At 59.9% G+C, this 13,208-nt stretch carries 17 protein-coding genes; 5 read left to right on the plus strand and 12 right to left on the minus strand.

Translation table 11 applies throughout. The annotated features are described in order from the left end of the window. Positions 1-26: 26 nt before the first annotated feature. On the minus strand, positions 27-353 hold the full coding sequence (locus AABM52_RS04370; protein ID WP_347910650.1) for a DUF3565 domain-containing protein: 327 nt from the start codon (positions 351-353) through the stop codon (positions 27-29). Between AABM52_RS04370 and AABM52_RS04375 the strand changes: the two genes are divergently transcribed. From AABM52_RS04375 to AABM52_RS04385, 3 genes are all read left to right on the plus strand, one after another. Then, positions 322-807 (plus strand): peptidylprolyl isomerase, encoded by a 486-nt coding sequence (locus AABM52_RS04375; RefSeq protein ID WP_007901600.1) that lies wholly within the window; start codon positions 322-324, stop codon positions 805-807. The two genes, AABM52_RS04370 and AABM52_RS04375, sit on opposite strands and share 32 nt — an antisense overlap. A gap of 122 nt (positions 808-929) precedes the next feature. After that, positions 930-1,412, plus strand: a complete 483-nt coding sequence (locus tag AABM52_RS04380; RefSeq protein WP_103394180.1) for a glutathione peroxidase — start codon at positions 930-932, stop codon at positions 1,410-1,412. A gap of 188 nt (positions 1,413-1,600) precedes the next feature. After that, positions 1,601-2,704: an NADH:flavin oxidoreductase gene (locus AABM52_RS04385; RefSeq protein WP_347910653.1), complete on the plus strand. Its 1,104-nt coding sequence runs from the start codon at positions 1,601-1,603 to the stop codon at positions 2,702-2,704. Between the two features lie 119 nt (positions 2,705-2,823). Here AABM52_RS04385 and AABM52_RS04390 read toward each other — a convergent pair whose 3' ends face one another. Both AABM52_RS04390 and cysZ read right to left on the minus strand, forming a co-directional pair. After that, positions 2,824-4,023: a glycosyltransferase family 1 protein gene (locus AABM52_RS04390; protein WP_347910655.1), complete on the minus strand. Its 1,200-nt coding sequence runs from the start codon at positions 4,021-4,023 to the stop codon at positions 2,824-2,826. Between the two features lie 57 nt (positions 4,024-4,080). After that, positions 4,081-4,833, minus strand: coding sequence for a sulfate transporter CysZ (cysZ, locus tag AABM52_RS04395; protein ID WP_347910657.1), 753 nt, complete (start codon positions 4,831-4,833; stop codon positions 4,081-4,083). 314 nt (positions 4,834-5,147) lie between these two features. On the opposite strand from cysZ, the gene trxB reads away from it, so the two are divergent. Next, positions 5,148-6,104, plus strand: a complete 957-nt coding sequence (gene trxB / locus AABM52_RS04400) for a thioredoxin-disulfide reductase (RefSeq protein WP_218429324.1) — start codon at positions 5,148-5,150, stop codon at positions 6,102-6,104. Positions 6,105-6,297: 193 nt separating this feature from the next. On the opposite strand, the gene AABM52_RS04405 is transcribed toward trxB, so the two are convergent. The 7 genes from AABM52_RS04405 to AABM52_RS04435 form a co-directional block, all read right to left on the minus strand. Then, positions 6,298-7,548, minus strand: a complete 1,251-nt coding sequence (locus AABM52_RS04405; RefSeq protein ID WP_347910659.1) for an aspartate aminotransferase family protein — start codon at positions 7,546-7,548, stop codon at positions 6,298-6,300. A gap of 225 nt (positions 7,549-7,773) precedes the next feature. Further along, positions 7,774-8,112, minus strand: a complete 339-nt coding sequence (locus AABM52_RS04410) for a HopJ type III effector protein (RefSeq protein ID WP_347910661.1) — start codon at positions 8,110-8,112, stop codon at positions 7,774-7,776. Beyond that, positions 8,105-8,401: a DUF1244 domain-containing protein gene (locus tag AABM52_RS04415; RefSeq protein ID WP_046040093.1), complete on the minus strand. Its 297-nt coding sequence runs from the start codon at positions 8,399-8,401 to the stop codon at positions 8,105-8,107. Before AABM52_RS04415 ends, AABM52_RS04410 begins: the two co-directional genes overlap by 8 nt. Before the next feature lie 96 nt (positions 8,402-8,497). Then, positions 8,498-8,869 carry a dihydroneopterin triphosphate 2'-epimerase gene (folX, locus tag AABM52_RS04420; protein WP_007970304.1) on the minus strand — a complete coding sequence of 124 codons (372 nt, stop codon included), beginning with the start codon at positions 8,867-8,869 and terminating at the stop codon, positions 8,498-8,500. A gap of 2 nt (positions 8,870-8,871) precedes the next feature. After that, on the minus strand, positions 8,872-9,432 hold the full coding sequence (folE, locus tag AABM52_RS04425; RefSeq protein WP_347910663.1) for a GTP cyclohydrolase I FolE: 561 nt from the start codon (positions 9,430-9,432) through the stop codon (positions 8,872-8,874). Positions 9,433-9,451: 19 nt separating this feature from the next. Further along, on the minus strand, positions 9,452-10,162 hold the full coding sequence (gene folM / locus AABM52_RS04430; protein ID WP_347910665.1) for a dihydromonapterin reductase: 711 nt from the start codon (positions 10,160-10,162) through the stop codon (positions 9,452-9,454). Positions 10,163-10,243: 81 nt separating this feature from the next. After that, positions 10,244-10,813, minus strand: coding sequence for an antibiotic biosynthesis monooxygenase (locus AABM52_RS04435; protein ID WP_347910666.1), 570 nt, complete (start codon positions 10,811-10,813; stop codon positions 10,244-10,246). 223 nt (positions 10,814-11,036) lie between these two features. Between AABM52_RS04435 and AABM52_RS04440 the strand changes: the two genes are divergently transcribed. Further along, positions 11,037-11,996 carry a MerR family transcriptional regulator gene (locus AABM52_RS04440; protein WP_347910668.1) on the plus strand — a complete coding sequence of 320 codons (960 nt, stop codon included), beginning with the start codon at positions 11,037-11,039 and terminating at the stop codon, positions 11,994-11,996. Positions 11,997-11,999: 3 nt separating this feature from the next. Here the strand turns inward: AABM52_RS04440 and AABM52_RS04445 are convergent, their stop codons facing one another. After that, positions 12,000-12,605 (minus strand): hypothetical protein, encoded by a 606-nt coding sequence (locus tag AABM52_RS04445; protein WP_223467468.1) that lies wholly within the window; start codon positions 12,603-12,605, stop codon positions 12,000-12,002. Positions 12,606-12,659: 54 nt separating this feature from the next. Further along, a complete protein-coding gene (locus AABM52_RS04450; protein WP_347910670.1) occupies positions 12,660-13,136 on the minus strand; it encodes a PAS domain S-box protein in 477 nt (158 codons plus the stop codon). Positions 13,137-13,208 lie beyond the last annotated feature (72 nt).

The following is a 13,208-nucleotide window of genomic DNA, read 5'->3' on the forward strand; positions in this document are numbered from 1 at the left end:
GCCTATAGCTGGCGAACTACCGAAATTCAGTCGCCAAGGTTATCGCTAACCGAGCCTTGTGCGCACCAACCACAATCAAAGGGTTGGCCTATTTTTTCCTGGCGCAGCGCTGGGTCTATGACCCAGGCGCGCGATTGCCAGGGCGGCTGGTGCCGCAGGTGCTGGGTGTGGCCGCAGGAAAGCTCGGCCACCCAGTGTCCGTCCTCGTCCTGATGGAAGCCTGTGATCGTCGAATCCCGTCTGTCCGGGTTGTGTTCGCTTTCGGACGATTGCTTCGCTAAACTTGGCCTTTCAATTTTCCTATGCAAAAGGTCTCGCCCCATGCTGATCGCCGCCAATAAGGCTGTCTCCATCGACTATACCCTGACCAACGACGCTGGTGAGGTCATCGACAGCTCCGCCGGCGGCGCGCCGCTGGTCTACCTGCAAGGCGCAGGCAACATCATCCCGGGCCTGGAAAAGGCTCTGGAAGGCAAGGCTGTCGGCGACGAGCTGACCGTAGCCGTTGAACCGGAAGACGCTTACGGCGAATACGCTGCCGAACTGGTCAGCACCCTGAGCCGCAGCATGTTCGAAGGCGTCGACGAGCTGGAAGTGGGCATGCAGTTCCACGCCTCCGCTCCGGACGGCCAGATGCAGATCGTGACCATCCGTGATCTGGACGGCGACGACGTCACCGTTGACGGCAACCACCCGTTGGCCGGTCAGCGCCTGAATTTCCAGGTCAAGATCATCGACATCCGTGACGCCAGCCAGGAAGAAATCGCGCATGGCCACGTCCATGGCGAAGGTGGCCATCACCACTGATTTCTGCGCTAAGCTCAGATAACTGGAGAGGCGCCCTGTGGGCGCCTTTTTAGTCTGCGGCCGTCCCTGACGACACCGCCAAGTGGCTGTTTCGAGAAGAACACGGGAATCTGGAGTACGCCATGAGTGCTTTTCACGACCTTAAATTGACAGCCCTGGATGGACAGGAGCTACCTCTGGCGCCTTTCAAAGGCCAAGTCGTACTGGTGGTCAACGTCGCCTCCAAATGCGGCTTGACCCCGCAGTACGCGGCGCTGGAAAACCTCTACCAGCAATACAAGGGCAAAGGCTTCAGCGTGCTGGGCTTGCCGTGCAACCAGTTTGCCGGGCAGGAACCGGGTACCGAACAAGAGATCAAGGATTTCTGCAGCCTCAACTATGGCGTGACCTTTCCGTTGTCCAGCAAGCTGGAAGTCAACGGGCATGAACGTCATCAGTTGTACCGCTTGCTGGCGGGCGAGGGCGCGGAATTTCCCGGCGACATCACCTGGAACTTCGAGAAGTTCCTGCTGGGCAAGGACGGCCGTGTGCTGGCTCGGTTCTCGCCGCGTACGGCGCCGGATGATCCGACCATCGTTCACGCGATTGAAAAAGCGCTGAGTTAAGCCATAGATCAAGATCAAAAGATCGCAGCCTTCGGCAGCTCCTACGATCCTGTGTAGGAGCTGCCGAAGGCTGCGATCTTTTGCTTTCTGTCTTTTGACTCTTAATCACCGAAATCAATAATGCTGTTCAAGACTTTGGACTCTCCATATTATCGTCGTCATAAAGTCATTCTTCCGTGGAGCGTCCCATGCCCGTCAAAGCCCTGTTCAAACCGTTCCACCTCGGCACCCTCGAACTACCGACCCGCGTCGTCATGGCGCCGATGACCCGCTCCTTTTCCCCGGGCGGCGTGCCAAATTCCAAAGTGATCGAATACTACCGTCGTCGCGCCGCTGCGGGAGTCGGCCTGATCATCACCGAAGGCACCACCGTCGGTCACAAGGCTTCCAACGGCTACCCGAACGTTCCGCATTTCTACGGTGAAGCGGCCCTGGCCGGCTGGAAGAAAGTCGTCGACGCCGTTCACGCCGAAGGCGGCAAGATCGTTCCGCAGCTGTGGCATGTGGGCAGCGTGCGCCGGATCGGCACCGAGCCGGACGCCAGCGTGCCGGGTTATGGCCCGTCGGAAAAAGTGAAGGAAGGTCAGGTCGTGGTGCACGGCATGACCAGACAAGACATCCAGGACGTGATCGCCGCGTTCGCCCAGGCCGCCAAGGATGCCCAGAGCATCGGCATGGATGGCGTGGAAATCCACGGTGCCCACGGTTATCTGGTGGACCAGTTCTTCTGGGAAGGCAGCAACCAGCGTACCGACGAGTACGGCGGCAGCCTGGCCAACCGTTCGCGCTTCGCCATTGAATTGATTCAGGCCGTGCGTGCCGCGGTCGGTGAAGGTTTCCCGATCATCTTCCGTTTCTCCCAGTGGAAGCAGCAGGACTACACCGCACGTCTGGTGCAAACCCCGGAAGCCTTGGGCGAGTTCCTCAAGCCGTTGGCCGACGCGGGCGTGGATATTTTCCACTGTTCGACCCGCCGCTTCTGGGAGCCGGAGTTCGACGGTTCCGAGCTGAACCTGGCCGGCTGGACCCGCCAACTCACCGGCAAGCCAACCATCACCGTGGGCAGTGTCGGCCTGGACGGCGAGTTCCTGCAGTTCATGGTCAATACCGACAAGGTCGCGCAGCCGGCCAGTCTGGAGAAACTGCTGGAGCGTTTGAACAACGATGAGTTCGACCTGGTGGCGGTCGGTCGTGCGTTGCTGGTGGACCCGGACTGGGCGCAGAAAGTGCGCGACGGTCGTGAGGAAGACATTCTGCCGTTCAGCCGTGAGGCGTTGATGACGCTGGTTTAAGCTGCAATCGGGAAGGCCTCATCGCGAGCAAGCTCGCTCCCACCGGGGATTTGTGTACGACACAGAACCAAAGTGGGAGCGAGCCTGCTCGCGAAGACTGACTCAAGAACACTGCAAAATCAGGGAACAGTCGGTGCATTCGGCACCACCATCTCCCCGGCACACGCCCCGCGCAACTGTCCCTCGAACTGCTCGATGATCGTCGCCCAACCCTGGCGACTGGCGTGCTGGCGCGCATTGAGGCGCACATTGCGCAAGGCTTCCCTTTCCTCCAGCAGCCATGCCGCTGCATCGCAGAACGCTTCTTCATCTCCCGGCATCGCCAGCACGCCGTTGTAGCCATGACGAATATGCTGGGCGGCCGCCGCCTGGTCGTAGGCCACCACGCCAAGCCCCGAGGCAAGTGCTTCAAGTACCACGTTACCGAAGGTTTCGGTCAGGCTCGGAAACAGAAACACGTCGCCCGACGCGTAGTGACACGCCAGGGCTTCACCCCGTTGCGTGCCGCAAAAAATCGCCTCGGGTATTTCGTTTTCCAGTTCCTGGCGCTGCGGGCCATCGCCGACCACGATCAGTTTCAGCGTGCGCTGGGGATAACTCGCCTTGAGGGTATTGAAGGTGCGCTTGAGCAGGCCAAGGTTTTTTTCCTGGGCCAGGCGTCCGACGTGAATCACGGCGATGTCTGCCTCGGCCAGCCCCCATTGCTCGCGCAGGGCATTCAAGCGTTTGACCGGGTGAAACAATTCGCTGTCGACCCCACGGGACAGCAACGCCAGTCGCTCGAACTGACGTCGCTCCAGTTCCAGGCGCTGGCTGACGCTGGGCACCAGGGTCATGGTCGAGCGATTGTGGAACCAGCGCAGGTAGTGAGTCAGCAGGCGCGTGAGCAAACCAAGCCCGTACTGGTTGGAGTACTGCTGGAAATTGGTGTGGAAACCGCTGACCACTGAAATCCCCAGTCGCCTTGCCGCACGCAACGCTGACAAACCTAGCGGACCCTCGGTGGCGATGTAGAGCACATCCGGGCGGTGACGCGTCCAGCGTCGCAGCAGTTTGTGCATCGACGATTGGCCCCATTGCAAACCGGGGTAACCCGGAAGCGGCCAGCCCCGGCACAACAGCAACTCATCATCGCTGCTCAATTGCTGGTCGCAGCCCTGACGCGGCCGCACCAGCTCCACTTGATGCCCGCGCGCGCGCAAACCGTCGCACAAGCGACCCAGGGTATTGGCCACGCCGTTGATTTCCGGTGGGAAGGTTTCGGTGATCAGGGTGATATGCAGAGCTGTCGTCATGACCCCAGTGTCGACCGGGGCCATGTCGTCAGTGTGACGTCGGGATGATGGATTTGTGACTGCGCTACCGGCGCTGATGGCTCAGCGCTGCGTCACCAGGTTTTCCGCGCCGCGTTCACGCACCCAAAACAACGTCGCCCCGGCCACGGCCGCCGGCATCATCAGGATGTTGACCACCGGAATCAGCAGCACCAGGTACACGCTGCCGCCAAAACTCATGCTCTGCCAGCGCTTCTGCCGCAGCCAGGCGAGCATTTCGTTCCAGCCCAGCTTGTGGTTGTCCGCCGGGTAGTCGATGTACTGGATCGCCATCATCCACACCCCGAACAACAGCCACAGCGGTGCGGCGATGATGTTCACCACCGGGATGAACGAGAGGATGAACAGCCCGATGGCCCGGGGCAGAAAGTAGCCGAGCTTGCGCATCTCCCGGGCCAGGGTGCGCGGGATCATGGCGATCAGCTCGCCCCAGCTGAAGGCCGGGAAGTCATCGGTGCCGCGCACCACCACTTCGACTTTCTCCGCGAGGAAGCCATTGAACGGCGCGGCAATCACGTTGGCGAGCATGGTGAAGGTGAAGAACACCATAAACACCACCAGCATCACGAACAATGGCCAGAGGATGTAGCTGAGAAAACTCAGCCAGTCGGGCAGGGACGGCATCAAGGTGTCGACCCACAGGCTGAATTGATGACTGGCCAGGTAGATCAATCCGACGAACAGTACCAGGTTGATTGCAAGCGGCAACAACACAAACAAACGCAGGCTGGGGCTCAGCACCAGCTTGAGGCCTTCGCGCAGGTATTGCGGGCCGGACAGAACAGGGGCGGGCATAAGAGGCTCCAGACAGAGGGAAAACGCGCCGACCTTACCGGCTTTGCTTCACAGGCGAAAGCGCGATGGTGGTATCGACATTCACTGTAACAAAGACGTCGATATAGTCGTGCCGATGGCATAGAGACCACCTATGAGCTGGATTGTTAAACCGTATTTCCTTAATCTTCGCCCACTCGATACGCTGCACCCAATCTTTTACAGGACGGTCGGGTTCAAGCCTTCCCCAAGTGCTTTCAACCGTTCTTTTTTATTCCAGCCGGCAATCCGGCGTTCCGCGCCAGGTATTCCGGGCCGGTCAACAGGAGCAGGTCATGTCTGAAGTCCGTCATTCGCGAGTGATTATTCTCGGTTCCGGCCCTGCCGGTTACAGCGCTGCGGTCTATGCCGCCCGTGCCAACCTCAAGCCACTGCTGATCACCGGCATGCAGGCCGGCGGTCAACTGACCACCACCACCGAAGTCGACAACTGGCCGGGCGACGTCCACGGCCTGACCGGCCCGGCGCTGATGGAGCGGATGCGCGAGCACGCCGAGCGCTTTGAAACCGAGATCGTGTTCGATCACATCAATGCCGTCGACTTCGCTGCCAAGCCGTACACCCTGACCGGCGACAGCGCGACTTACACCTGCGATGCCCTGATCATTGCCACCGGTGCCAGCGCTCGCTACCTGGGCCTGCCGTCCGAAGAAACCTTCATGGGCAAAGGCGTTTCGGCCTGCGCGACCTGCGACGGTTTCTTCTACCGCAACAAGCCTGTGGCTGTGGTCGGCGGCGGCAACACCGCTGTCGAAGAAGCCCTGTACCTGGCCAACATCGCCAGCAAGGTGACCCTGATCCACCGTCGCGAGACCTTCCGCGCCGAGAAGATCCTGATCGACAAGCTGAACGCCCGTGTTGCCGAAGGCAAGATCGAGCTGAAGCTGAACGCGACCCTGGACGAAGTGCTGGGCGACAACATGGGCGTGACCGGTGCCCGCCTGAAGAACAACGACGGCAGCTTCGACGAAGTGAAAGTCGACGGCGTGTTCATCGCCATCGGCCACACACCGAACACTTCGCTGTTCGAAGGCCAGTTGACCCTGAAAGACGGCTACCTGGTTGTGCAGGGCGGCCGCGACGGCAACGCCACTGCCACCAACCTCGAAGGTATCTTCGCCGCCGGTGACGTGGCTGACCACGTGTACCGTCAGGCCATCACCTCCGCTGGCGCCGGTTGCATGGCGGCACTGGATGCCGAGCGTTACCTGGACGATCTGCAGAACGCTTGATTCTGCTTTCGTTGAAATGAAAGAACCGGCTTCGGCCGGTTTTTTTGTGCCCGCGATTTACAACCCGATCACATTCCAATGTGGGAGTGGGCTTGCTCCGGGCGGCGATCCGACGAAGTCGGTGTGTCAGTCAATATTGATGTCGGCTGACACTCCCTCTTCGCGAGCAAGCCCGCTCCCACAGGGATGGTGTTCAGGTCAGTTTTGCCAGGCACGCTTCAAGGATATCCAGCCCTTCCTCCAATACCGTCGCCTCGACGGTCAACGGCACCAGCAAGCGAATGATGTGCCGCGACTTGCCGCTGGGCATCAGCAGCAAACCTGCATCCCGCGCCAGCGCCAGCAGTTGGGTCAATTGTGCCGGGGCGGGCGAGCCATCGGCGTTGATCAACTCGATACCACGCATGGCGCCGACACCGGTCAGGCGTCCCAGGTACGGCGTCAGGTTGTTCGCGCGCCAGGTTGCATGGCGGCCGACAATCGCTTCTTCCTGTTGGGCGCCCCAGGCATGCAGGTTGGCATCGGTCATTTCGTCCAGGGTTGCCAGGGCAGCTGCGCAGGCGATGGGATTGCCGGAGTAAGTGCCACCGAGTCCGCCCTTGGGCAAGTTGTCGAGCAGTGACTTGCGCCCGACCACCGCACCCAGCGGCACACCGCCGGCGATACTTTTGCCGAGCAGGATCAGGTCCGGCTCGATCCCGAGTCGCGAGAACGCAAAGCGCTGGCCGGTTCGGCCGAAACCGGACTGGATTTCATCGGCGATCAACACGATGCCCTTGTCGTCGCAGAACTTGCGCAGCACCTGGGCGAACTCGACGTCCAAGGCCAGGAAACCCGCTTCGCCCTGCACCGGCTCGACGATAAAGCAGGCGACGTCTTCGACATCAATCTCGACGCTGAACAGGCGCTCCATGGCTTTGAGGGCCTCGGCACAGGTGACGCCGTTGTCATGGCTGGGGAAGGGCAGGTGAAACACCGGCCCCGGCAGCACGCCGACCTTCTGTTTGTACGGCGCGACTTTGCCATTGAGGTTGAGGGTGGCCAGTGTGCGGCCGTGGAAAGCGCCGTCGAAGGCGATGACCGCGCTGCGGCCGGTGGCGCCACGGACGATCTTCAGGGCGTTTTCCGCCGCTTCCGCGCCGCTGTTGGTGAGCATGCCGCTGACCGGGTAACCCACTGGCATGAACGCACTGAGACGATCCATCAGTTCGAGGTAAGGCACATGGGGGGCTGCGTTGAACGCGTAGTGGGTCAGCCGGGTGGCCTGTTCGCGAATGGCCTCGACGATGCGCGGATGGCAATGGCCGAGGTTCAGCACGCCGATGCCGCCGACAAAGTCGATGTAGCGTTTGCCATCGGTGTCCCAGACCTCGGCGTTTTTGCCGTGGCTGAGCGTGACGGGGTGAACGATGTTGATCGACTGGCTGATGGTTTCGCTGCGCATGAATGACCGGCTCGGAAGAAGGAGGGCTTCTTTTTATCTAAGCCGTGAGCGGTGGTGCGGGGCAAACGAAATAAAGTTGCCGGGTCAATCTTAAAAGTCGGGTTGTACTGTCGATCATCTGTAGGAGCGAGCCTGCTCGCGATGGTGGTGAACGATTACCCGTAAACCAGAGGCCCGGCAGTGCTCTTGGGTTTTTCGCGAGCAGGCTCGCTCCTACAATTTGAATCAGCGGCGGGTCAGCGGCTGCTGAGTGAATTTCACACCAGCCAGTCCATGGGCAATCAACGCGCGGATGTTGCCGTGATCGCTGCCTTCAGGTGTGGCAACAACCGAACGGTAATGCTCGCCGAAAGCCAGCAGTGCTTCTTCATCGCTCAAGCCTTCGAGCAGCGCCAGACCCAGGGTCTTGCACGAGCCTTCGTTCTGCCCGGCCGCGTTTTCCACGCCACCGTTGTTGAAGGCCTGAGGCTGGTAGTCGTAACCGGCGGCAATGAACGCCAGGGTGTCGGCGAAGGCGTGTTCGCCGGTCTTGAGGCTGGCGCGCAGGGTGTTCAAATCACTCATTGGGTTTTCCTTTGGCGAACGCCGCTTGCTGGTCGGCGCTGGCTTCTTGCTGATATTGGGCTTTCCATTCGGCGTACGGCATGCCGTAAACCACTTCGCGGGCTTCATCGAGGCTGACCTCGATCTGACGGTCGTCGGCCGCCGCCTTGTACCACTTGGACAGGCAGTTGCGGCAAAAACCCGAGAGGTTCATCAGGTCGATGTTCTGTACATCCTTGCGGCTGTCCAGATGGGCCACCAGCCGGCGAAAGGCGGCGGCTTCGAGTTCCAGGCGTTGTTGATCGGTCATGGCGGTCTCTGCGAGACAGCTTCAAGCGGCAGGCTTGAAGCTGCAAGTTGGATGGCGGTGGCTGCAAGTTTACAGCCTGGCGCTTGTGGCTTGAAGCTAGCGGCTCGCTGCAAGCGTAATCGACACCGACTCGGCGAATCGCAGCGCGTGGGGCTTGTCGACCTCGACCTCGGCGTACAGCACCGATGCGTTGGCCATCACCAGATCGAGAATTTCCTGGGTCAGGCGTTCGAGCAGGGCAAAGCGGTTGCCTTCCACATGGGCGATGATTGCTTTGGTAATGGTCCGGTAGTTCAACGCGTGATCGATGTCGTTGTCCCGTACCGCTTCCTGGGCTGCGTACAGAATGGTGAGGTTGATCAGCACATCCTGCTTGTTGAGGATTTCATCCTCGTTGATGCCGATGAAGGTACGCAGGCACAGGTCTTTGACCCGGATGCGTGCCATGCCTGGCTGAAGTTGTGGCATTGCTACTTGCTCCGTCCAATCAATTGCAGGAACTCCTGGCGGGTATTGCTCGACTCGCGGAAGGCGCCGAGCATTACCGAGGTGTTCATGGTCGAATTCTGTTTCTCGACGCCGCGCATCATCATGCACATGTGCTGCGCTTCGATGACCACCGCGACGCCGGCCGCGCCGGTCACTTGCTGCACCGCGTCGGCGATTTGCCGGGTGAGGTTTTCCTGGATTTGCAGGCGCCGGGCGAACATGTCCACCAGCCGTGCAATCTTCGACAGGCCAAGCACCTTGCCGGTTGGAATATAAGCCACATGCGCCTTGCCGATGAAGGGCAGCAAGTGGTGTTCGCACAGCGAGTACAGCTCGATGTTGTCGACGATCACCATTTCATCATTGTCGGAGGCGAACAGCGCGCCATTGACGATCTCTTCGACACTTTGCTCATAACCATGGCAAAGGTACTGCATGGCCTTGGCTGCGCGCTTCGGCGTGTCGAGCAAACCCTCGCGATCGGGGTTTTCACCGAGGCCGATGAGGATCTCTCGATAATTCTGGGGCAGGGATAACGTCATGGAAAATCCTCGCGGGACACTATTTGATGTGCCTTCCGCCATTGACGGTCAGGGTGGTGCCGGTGACATAAGGGTTGTCGAGCAGATAACGCAGGCTCTGGTAGATAACTTCGCAGCCGGGTTCGATGCCCAGCGCGGACTTGGCCAGCGCCTTGGCACGGTAGGCCACATCGTCTTCAGGGTTGAACAGTAGCAGGGCCGGCGCGATCCCGTTGACCTTGATGGCCGGCGCGTACCTGGCGGCGAAGGACAGGGTCAGGCTGTCGAGCCCGGCTTTACTGGCGCAATAGCCGATGTGTTTGCTGCTGCCCCTGCGGGTCACGTCATCGCTGATGTGCACGATGTCGGCAGGGCTCGAGCGTTGCAGCAGGTCGGCGCAATGCAGGTTGATCAGGTAGGGCGCCAGCATGTGCACGCTGAACATGCGGGTGAATGCCGCAGCGTCGGTGTCCGGCGTTTCAGCCAGCCATTCGGAGGCGTTGTGGACAATCGCCCGCAAACAGTCGGTGTGGGTTTTCAGTTCGCTGATGAAGGCGAGGATCCCGGTTTCGCTGGCGAAGTCCGCGAACACCGCGGTGGCCCCCAGGTCGCGCAGGGCTTGTACGCCGGGGCGTTCGCTGCGGTAGCTGAAAATCACCCGATGGCCATCTTCCAGCAATCGCCGGGCGCAATGCAGGCCGACACGCTGGCCGGCGCCGGTAATGAGGACAGGGGCTGCGGAATAAGTCATGAACGGCTCGCGTCGCGGTGAGAACAAAACTATACCAGCGACGGGAGCGCTCTACCTATTGCGGGGGAAACAACTGTGGGATCAATGATTCTGAGTGGAGGGTTCGGCACGCAATGGGCGTACCGGCGTGCTGTTCAGCCAGCCGGCCAGCAAACGGGTCGACAACGGAATGAACAGGTAGACCATTAGCGGCGTCAGGCAAAGGGTGCTGATGAACACCCGTGGCAGCAGGCTCATGTCACTCAACAGCGGCCCCAGCACAAAGTTGAACAGCAGCGAGACCGGAAAGAACGCCAGCCAGATCGCCACGGCCTGTTTCCAGCGCGGCGGGCGTTGACCGACGGCACCAAACCAACCCTCGATGCCGCTGACCCGATGTTCGGTCGGGTGGGCGAACAGGTCGCTGCCACGTGCCAGCCAGGCAGTGCGCGACGCCGAATGCTCCCATACGTGCAGGGTCTGTTCGTCGGCGAAGCGGAAAATGATCTGGAATTCGTCGTCCTCGGGCGGCGGAGCGAGCACACCGGAGCCGAGATAGCCGGGAAAATCCGTGGCCAGTTGTTCGCCTTCGCGCAACCAGGCAATCAGGTCCTGGTAACGTCCATTGGCAACGCGGCGCGCAACCATCAGCGTGACGGGGGGGGTAGACATTGTGTATCTCCGTAAGGCATTTGCGTCGCTCCGGATAGGAACTTCGCCAGGCACAGCGCCGGGGTGGTGGGCTGCGACTTGAAACAAGCAAGGATTATTCCTGATTCCGTCCATGGCGTCTGTGACGTTTTTCCGCTCATTCGCAGTATCGATTTTTTACGGAAACTTTACGGGGCATGGGCGTTAGAATAAGGCTCGGACGATACAGGGATGTTTCAACAGGATGCCCATGCTTACAGACGTCGCATCAGGCTCCACGCAGGCCGTCGCTCTCGAACAGGAAGAACTCTTTCCCATTCGCGAGGTGGCGCGACTGACAGGTGTCAACCCGGTCACTCTTCGAGCCTGGGAACGACGATATGGCCTGATTGTTCCAACACGCACCGATAGTGGGCATCGCTTGTATTCGATGTCCGATATCGAGCGTGTCCACAGCATCCTCGGCTGGATCGAGCGCGGGGTTGCCGTCAGCAGGATCGGCAAGATCCTGGCCAGGACCGAGCCGCTCCAGACGTTGTCGCACATCATCCCCAACCACCTCGTGGAAGCCGATTACGCGCAGTGGCGGCAGCAGGTGCTTGCTGTGGTCAACGGGTTTGACGACATTCGACTGGAGCAGGTCTACGGGCAAATCTTTTCCAGCTACTCCCTGCCGGTGGTGTTCCAGGACATTCTGATTCCCATCTGGAAGCAGTTGTTGCAACGCCAGGACCAGTTCGGCGGCACCAGCGAGTGGCTGTTCCTGGATGGTTTTCTGCGTTCCCGGGTGGCGCAGCGTCTGTTGTTGATGCGCGAAAAACAGGCGCGTCGCGTGGTCATCTGCGCTCTGGATAGCAATTGCCGGGAACTGGAACTGCTGGTCGCCGCCCTGTTCCTGAGTTCCGGGCCATCGGCCGTTCGCGTATTGAACATGGGCCAGCCATTCGAGGAGCTGGCGCTGATGTGTGACAGGATCAAGCCCCTGGCACTGGTGCTGTTTTCAAATCATGCGCCGGCTCCCGAGTTGCCGCGGCGCCTGAATCGTCTGGCCATGAGTCTGGAGTGCCGATTGTTGTTGGCCGGCGATGCTTGTGACCTGGCACAGGAGAGCCTGGCCGGGTCATCGATCGGTTGCCTGGGCAATGAAGGGGAAGTCATGAGCCAGCGTCTGAAACAGTTCCTGGCGGGTACTCTGGATACTTGAAGTTCAGAGATGCAGCGCAGGATGAGTCAAACGATGCTGTTGCAGGATGAACTGGCGCAGACGCTCGGTTTCGTCCGTATCGCTCTGGCTCAGTTGATAGGCGTAGAAGCCCTTTTCGTTTTCTTTCTCGAAGGTGCCGCGCAAGGCAATCCGCTCGTAGCCTGAGGGGCTGAACCACAAGGCAAAATGCTTCGGCGGTTTGGTCTTGTTGCGAGCTTCCAGCAAAACCCCTTTGCACGACACTTCGTGTACCCACAGGGTGCCGGGTTGACCCTTGGCGTTTTCCAGCGCTACCGGTTCGTCCAGCACCAGGCGCCAAGGCCGCACCATCGGCCCGTCTTCATAGATGCTCGGCACGCCGAGACGCAAATGCAGCGCATGGAACTCGTCTTCCACCAGGTGCAGGGGGAAGGTCATTTGCTGGTTTTCGAAGCTGGCTTGAATGGTGACCTGCTCATGGGCCGCCAGGCGGGTGAGCAGGTCACGGATTTGCGAACCACCGTTGACGAGCAGGCTCGACGTCGCGTCCCGCACATTGAGTTGCGGGTTGTGCTGCATGGTCTGGATGAAATCCAGCTCATCCTGGGTCAGGAGCGCGTCGCGTTGCATGGCCTGCTCGAAAGGTATAGTTACAAAGTTATTGGTGATTGTAGTTACTGACCATTAATTCTGAGTTTCGTTTACGCCGTTCGTCGCCTTGAGTGCGGCAAGCTCGGCCTGGAGTTCAGCCAACTGCCCCTCCAGCTGTGCCACGCGCTGTTGCGCCTTGACCTGCACGGTGACGTCTTTCTGCACACCGACAAAATAGGTTTGGCCGTCCGCCGGATTTTTCACCGTTGAAAGAGACAGCTCGTTCCAGAACGGTGTGCCGTCCTTGCGGTAGTTGCGCAGTATTTCCCGGCAGGATCCTTCACTGTTCAATGCATCGCGAATCAGCGGCAGGGCTTCCTGATCGCGGTCCCCCGACTGCAGGAAACGACAATCCTGATAGAGGATTTCTTCGCTGGAGTACCCCGTCAGGCGTTCGAACGCGGGGTTGACGTAAATGAGGATTTTGTCCTGATCGCCTTCCTTTTCGGCAATCACGATACCGTCGTTGGAGGCGTTGATCACCATTTGCAGCAGTTGTGCATTAATCATCGGAGTATCCTTTCCTGATTGATTGTCGATTGCATTCTAAAAGAACTATCACGACCGTGCTGTTAATATCCG

Source organism: Pseudomonas grandcourensis, from assembly GCF_039909015.1.
GTDB classification, from domain to species: Bacteria; Pseudomonadota; Gammaproteobacteria; order Pseudomonadales; family Pseudomonadaceae; genus Aquipseudomonas; species Aquipseudomonas grandcourensis.

Excerpts from the sequence above, each read along its gene's own strand:
- AABM52_RS04375 (WP_007901600.1), top strand. The coding sequence starts at position 322 with ATGCTGATCGCCGCCAATAAGGCTGTCTCCATCGACTATACCCTGACC.
- AABM52_RS04370 (WP_347910650.1), bottom strand. The coding sequence starts at position 353 with ATGGAGACAGCCTTATTGGCGGCGATCAGCATGGGGCGAGACCTTTTG.
- AABM52_RS04380 (WP_103394180.1), top strand. The coding sequence starts at position 930 with ATGAGTGCTTTTCACGACCTTAAATTGACAGCCCTGGATGGACAGGAG.
- AABM52_RS04385 (WP_347910653.1), top strand. The coding sequence starts at position 1,601 with ATGCCCGTCAAAGCCCTGTTCAAACCGTTCCACCTCGGCACCCTCGAA.
- AABM52_RS04390 (WP_347910655.1), bottom strand. The coding sequence starts at position 4,023 with ATGGCCCCGGTCGACACTGGGGTCATGACGACAGCTCTGCATATCACC.
- cysZ (WP_347910657.1), bottom strand. The coding sequence starts at position 4,833 with ATGCCCGCCCCTGTTCTGTCCGGCCCGCAATACCTGCGCGAAGGCCTC.
- trxB (WP_218429324.1), top strand. The coding sequence starts at position 5,148 with ATGTCTGAAGTCCGTCATTCGCGAGTGATTATTCTCGGTTCCGGCCCT.
- AABM52_RS04405 (WP_347910659.1), bottom strand. The coding sequence starts at position 7,548 with ATGCGCAGCGAAACCATCAGCCAGTCGATCAACATCGTTCACCCCGTC.
- AABM52_RS04410 (WP_347910661.1), bottom strand. The coding sequence starts at position 8,112 with ATGAGTGATTTGAACACCCTGCGCGCCAGCCTCAAGACCGGCGAACAC.
- AABM52_RS04415 (WP_046040093.1), bottom strand. The coding sequence starts at position 8,401 with ATGACCGATCAACAACGCCTGGAACTCGAAGCCGCCGCCTTTCGCCGG.
- folX (WP_007970304.1), bottom strand. The coding sequence starts at position 8,869 with ATGCCACAACTTCAGCCAGGCATGGCACGCATCCGGGTCAAAGACCTG.
- folE (WP_347910663.1), bottom strand. The coding sequence starts at position 9,432 with ATGACGTTATCCCTGCCCCAGAATTATCGAGAGATCCTCATCGGCCTC.
- folM (WP_347910665.1), bottom strand. The coding sequence starts at position 10,162 with ATGACTTATTCCGCAGCCCCTGTCCTCATTACCGGCGCCGGCCAGCGT.
- AABM52_RS04435 (WP_347910666.1), bottom strand. The coding sequence starts at position 10,813 with ATGTCTACCCCCCCCGTCACGCTGATGGTTGCGCGCCGCGTTGCCAAT.
- AABM52_RS04440 (WP_347910668.1), top strand. The coding sequence starts at position 11,037 with ATGCCCATGCTTACAGACGTCGCATCAGGCTCCACGCAGGCCGTCGCT.
- AABM52_RS04445 (WP_223467468.1), bottom strand. The coding sequence starts at position 12,605 with ATGCAACGCGACGCGCTCCTGACCCAGGATGAGCTGGATTTCATCCAG.
- AABM52_RS04450 (WP_347910670.1), bottom strand. The coding sequence starts at position 13,136 with ATGATTAATGCACAACTGCTGCAAATGGTGATCAACGCCTCCAACGAC.